General features: G+C 42.7%; 7 protein-coding genes. 6 read left to right on the top strand and 1 reads right to left on the bottom strand.

The annotated features are described in order from the left end of the window. Positions 1–89 precede the first annotated feature (89 nt). The 6 genes from F6K52_RS32395 (at position 90) to F6K52_RS32370 (ending at position 4281) form a co-directional block, all read left to right on the top strand. Positions 90–311 carry a hypothetical protein gene (locus tag F6K52_RS32395; RefSeq protein ID WP_293088582.1) on the top strand — a complete coding sequence of 74 codons (222 nt, stop codon included), beginning with the start codon at positions 90–92 and terminating at the stop codon, positions 309–311. Further along, positions 295–561: a hypothetical protein gene (locus tag F6K52_RS32390; protein WP_293088580.1), complete on the top strand. Its 267-nt coding sequence runs from the start codon at positions 295–297 to the stop codon at positions 559–561. The genes F6K52_RS32395 and F6K52_RS32390 overlap by 17 nt, the downstream gene beginning before the upstream one ends. A 45-nt stretch (positions 562–606) precedes the next feature. After that, positions 607–771, top strand: coding sequence for a hypothetical protein (locus tag F6K52_RS32385; RefSeq protein ID WP_293088578.1), 165 nt, complete (start codon positions 607–609; stop codon positions 769–771). Positions 772–993: 222 nt separating this feature from the next. Further along, positions 994–1173, top strand: coding sequence for a hypothetical protein (locus F6K52_RS32380; RefSeq protein ID WP_293088584.1), 180 nt, complete (start codon positions 994–996; stop codon positions 1171–1173). A 277-nt stretch (positions 1174–1450) separates the two neighbouring features. Further along, positions 1451–3118, top strand: coding sequence for a CTP synthase (locus F6K52_RS32375; RefSeq protein ID WP_293088576.1), 1668 nt, complete (start codon positions 1451–1453; stop codon positions 3116–3118). 743 nt (positions 3119–3861) lie between these two features. Then, on the top strand, positions 3862–4281 hold the full coding sequence (locus F6K52_RS32370; RefSeq protein WP_293088574.1) for a hypothetical protein: 420 nt from the start codon (positions 3862–3864) through the stop codon (positions 4279–4281). Positions 4282–4317: 36 nt separating this feature from the next. Here the strand turns inward: F6K52_RS32370 and F6K52_RS32365 are convergent. Beyond that, positions 4318–4955: metallophosphoesterase (locus F6K52_RS32365; RefSeq protein WP_293088572.1), on the bottom strand; the 638-nt coding region annotated here is incomplete at its 5' end.

Raw genomic sequence — 4955 nt, 5'->3', positions numbered from 1 at the left:
GATGCACCCTATCTATATAATCTCATTTTTTTGTCATTTAATAAACATACAATATCTAAAAAGGAATATGAGAAATTATATAGTATCCTATGATATGTGCCACAATTGAGGAACAAACCATTCAAGCAACAGATGCACAAGCCCAAGCCTGTCTCCGCCTTTGCCAAATGCTATCCAATAGCTATCGAAACATTGAATTATTTCGATTTGATGAGCAAAGTGGTATTGTTTTTATCTTTGCGGGTGAAGAGCTACAAATTATCGTATCTTCTAATGGACTGTGGAGGTTTTTAGATGAAACCCAATTTTGAACAAATGAGTAACCAAGAACTGATCAAGTATGCTCTAGCCCATCGAGAGGATCAAGAGCCTTTGCGTGTGTTGTATAGTCGCCGAAGCCCTGATCAAGAAGCAATTTGGTACGGACCAATGACAACACCAGAAGGTGAAACCATTGAAGCCAATATCAGTATTGCGACCGAAGCCATTCGTCAACGCTTTGAAGCGATAAAACAGCAAAAAGGAAATAATAACGGCGTTGCTGAATCTTCCAATGAATAGCAGTAGAGTGGGCATCCTGACCGCCTGAAAATTGTAACAGGCAAGATGCCCGTTCCACCAAGATGCCTGTTCCACCAAGATACTTGTTCCACCAAGATGCCTGGTTTTAACAGGCAAGATGCCTGTTCCACAACAAGATGCCTGGGAATTGTAACAGGCAAGATGCCTGTTCCACCAAGATGCCTGTTCCACCAAGATGCCTGGTTTTAACAGGCAAGATGCCTGTTCCACAACAAGATGCCTGGTTTTAACAGGCAAGATGCCTGTTCCACTAGTTTTTTACAAAATTTTAAAAAATATTTTATTATAACATATTTTTGTGATATAATAAAATGGTGGGCGCTAAGACGCCCGGAGTCAAGAGCTAGCCCGTAGATATTGCACTCTCGGCGGGCTAGCTCTGGCTCCCCTACAAAAGGAGATAGTTTGATTATCATGTATTCTGAACGCCTTCACCCGTGGGTGGTCATTCGCCTGTTACCCAAGATGCAGCGGACAGTTGTTGGTCGCTTCCGGAACCGGTCGGATGCCGAGGGACATTTATGGGCCCTGAAACGATTAATGCCTGATGCTCAATTTGTCATTGTCTTTGACGTCGGCAATCTAAAGTAATCAGCGGTCAGCCGTCAGCGGTCAGCCGTCAGCGGTCAGTGGTCAGTGGTCAGTGGTCAGCGGTCAGCCGTCAGCCGTCAGCGTGGCACAGGCTTCTAGCCTGTGATCTAGCGCTTAAGCTGATTACTGATTACTGATTACTGATTACTGATTGCTAATAGCTGATTGCTGATTACTGATTACTGATTACTGATAGCTCAGCAGCAGCAAACAACTCTACTGTAGTATGTCAAAATGAACCAGATAAATTTCTATCGGGTTATTATACTAAAACATTATGACTAAGTTTGTCTTCATCACTGGAGGGGTTGTATCCAGTATTGGCAAGGGGATTGTTGCTGCTAGCTTGGGACGTTTACTCAAATCCCGGAACTATTCCGTCTCGATTCTTAAACTAGACCCCTATATTAACGTAGATCCGGGAACCATGAGTCCCTACCAACATGGAGAAGTCTTCGTAACATCAGACGGTGCTGAGACAGATTTAGATTTAGGTCACTATGAACGCTTCACGGATACCTCCGTCTCTCGCCTCAACAGTGTCACCACTGGCTCGATTTATCAAGCGGTAATCAATAAAGAACGTCGCGGTGATTACCAGGGGGGGACAGTGCAGGTGATTCCCCACATTACCAATGAAATCAAACAGCGCATTCATCGAATTGCCCAAAATTCCAATCCTGATGTATTGATTACAGAAATTGGTGGCACATTGGGGGATATTGAATCCCTACCGTTTTTGGAAGCAATTCGTCAATTCCGTAAAGATGTCGGGCGCAATCAAGTCCTTTATATGCACGTCACCCTATTACCTTGGATTCCTGCGGCTGGAGAAATTAAAACCAAGCCAACCCAGCACTCGGTAAAGGAATTGCGTGCTATTGGGATTCAACCGGATATTTTAATTTGCCGATGCGATCGCGCTTTCCCAACCGGATTAAAAGATAAAATATCAGCATTCTGTGATGTACCAGTAGAGTCAGTTATTTCTGCCCAGGACGCTAAAAGTATCTACGAAGTGCCCCTAATGCTAGAAAAAGAAGGACTCGCCCAGCAAACCCTAGAGTTATTCCAGATGGAGCAACGGGAACCGGATTTAACCCATTGGCAGCAGTTAGTTGACCGTTTGCATCATCCCACTCACCACCTTGAAATTGCCATTGTTGGTAAGTATATCAAACTAACCGATGCTTATCTATCCGTTGTGGAAGCTTTGCAGCATGCTGCGATCGCAAAAGATACCAAAATCAAAATACACTGGGTTAGTGCTGAGGATGTGGAAGCTTACGGTCCTGAATCCTTCCTAAACGGTTTTAACGGTATCCTTATTCCTGGAGGCTTTGGGATTCGGGGAGTAGATGGCAAAATTCAAGCAATTCGGTATGCTAGGGAAAATCAGATTCCCTTGCTAGGCTTATGTTTAGGGATGCAGTGTTCAGTAGTTGAATGGGCAAAGCACGTAGCCCTCTTAGAAGAAGCCCATAGTGCCGAGTTTTTCACTGATACCAAGAATCCCGTCATTCATCTATTGCCAGAGCAACAAGATGTAGTGGATTTAGGCGGTACCATGCGTTTAGGGCTCTACCCATGCCGTATAGCACCGAATACTCTAGCATCTTCCCTCTACCAAGAAGAAGTCATTTATGAGCGCCACCGCCACCGGTATGAATTTAATAACGCTTATCGCAACCTATTTTTAGAAACAGGTTATGTCATTAGTGGGACTTCTCCCGATGGTCGCCTCGTGGAAATAATTGAATTGAAACAACACCCCTTCTTTATTGCCACTCAGTTCCACCCAGAATTTAGCTCCCGTCCCAGTCGTCCCCATCCATTGTTTGTGGGATTTGTGCAAGCTACCCTTGACAAAGGACAGCTTAAACAGAGGAGTACTAACGGCACCACTAGCCAAAACCAGCAATCCGTTGCGGAAGTAAGCTCCTAAGTATGTGATGTCACATATGTCGCAGATTAGGGTATTAATGACATCATTGCGGATAATTACCCTCCATCAAAAGATGATTCCACAGAAATTATCCGGCTCTGAGGAATAAACCCCTGAAATATGACTTAGCTTGATCAGCAGCTAGGCAACAGTGAAGTACCCCAACCCACACGAAGTAGGTTGGGGCTTCCAAATTTCGCTCAATTCAGGGACGATCTTAAGAGAATTTAGAATGCGCGAATTTAGAATTTAGAATTGGATTCTTCATTCTTCATTCTTCATTCTTCCTATCCTGCTTAACTATTTATCCTTCTTAGTTGAAAGTAAAGTAACAATAGCAATCCGTGTAGGAATTGTCATAATTTATGATTGGAACTTCCCTACTCCCTGTTCCCTGTTCCCTGTTCCCTTTGCTAAAGTAACCAGTGTTAATTAACAACAAGTAACCAGTAATCTCAATAAAAAGAGCAATCCATGTATCAATTGTGATAATTTGTTTTCGCTGTTCCCTATTCCATTTACGATAGTGCTTATCGTAGCTATGAGGTACAGATTATTTTTTACCTCTTACCTCCTTAAATTTGCTTATTTTATGCTCCCTGCTCCCTGCTCCCTGCTCCCTGCTCCCTAAAACCCAAAAATCGTACTTCATGAGTATAAAAATACTATAAAGTGATTAACTCGAATCGTTCGAATTGGTAATTGGCAGTATTACCAACCCATTATTTCAATAAGGAGGTTTTGTGAGTTACTGGATAAAAGTTAATTACGATCATCGAGAATATGTTATTGATCTGGATCGGCTTAGTACATTCACCCATGGTCCCAACGGAAAAATAACCTTCTGGTTACCCGATAGTACTATCCCCATTCTTGTCAGCCGTCAAAATGACCCAGACGGTTATCAACGAGTAGTCAACTACATTCAAAAGTTATCAGCACGATCACCTAATGGTTTTTGGATTACATTCAATTACGAGCGTCATGATTATATCCTTGACCTCAACAAAATCAGTAGTTTTTGTCACTACCCAAATCAGAGATTAACCTTTTGGTTACCTGACAGTTCCATGCCCATCATTATTAGCGAACAAAAATATCCAGACATTTATCATAAGATCATAGACTATATTGAACAAAAAACTGGCTACATACTAACGTAGTTATAGAATTAAGAATGAAGAATTAATTTTTCATTCTTAATTCAACGTAATTACTGTAACTTCTGGTGGACAAAATAGACGACCTGGCCAATACGTTCCTAAACCACGATTAGTGTATAACTGATTTTTACCGATGCGATGTAAACCCTCAGACCATTCCCAATGGTTAGTTACTTTTGAACATGCTTTCAAATAAGGTATCCAGGGCTGCACAGATCTAGGAATATACTTCCGGAGAGTTCTCAACAATGCTGGCGCAGGTCCGATTCCTGGAATCACAATCTGACCACCATGGGTATGACCAGACAACTGCAAATCCACTCGCCAACGCTGTAATATCTCCGCAGTATCAGGGTTGTGGGATAAAACAATCCGGGGTGTTTTGGCATCAAGTTGATTGAGCACTGGACCAGGATGGAAATCACCAGACCAAAAATCAGCAAGTCCTACTAGGGGTAATTGTGCTCCAAACGGATAAGCGATCGCATTCCACAACACCTTAACACCGATCTTAGTTAGAGCCTGAGTAACTGTGGTTTTGGAATGAGCCCAGACTAAATCATGGTTACCCAATACAGCATAGATGCCATGGCGACTTTCCAGGTGCTTCAATCGCCGCACTAGTAGATGAATAGGAGTTGGGCTATTGGTTGACAAATTTTCCGACTCCCGTT

The organism is Moorena sp. SIO3H5 (genome assembly GCF_010692395.1).
Taxonomy (GTDB): Bacteria; Cyanobacteriota; Cyanobacteriia; order Cyanobacteriales; family Coleofasciculaceae; genus Moorena.
This window is presented reverse-complemented; position numbering and strand designations above follow the sequence as displayed.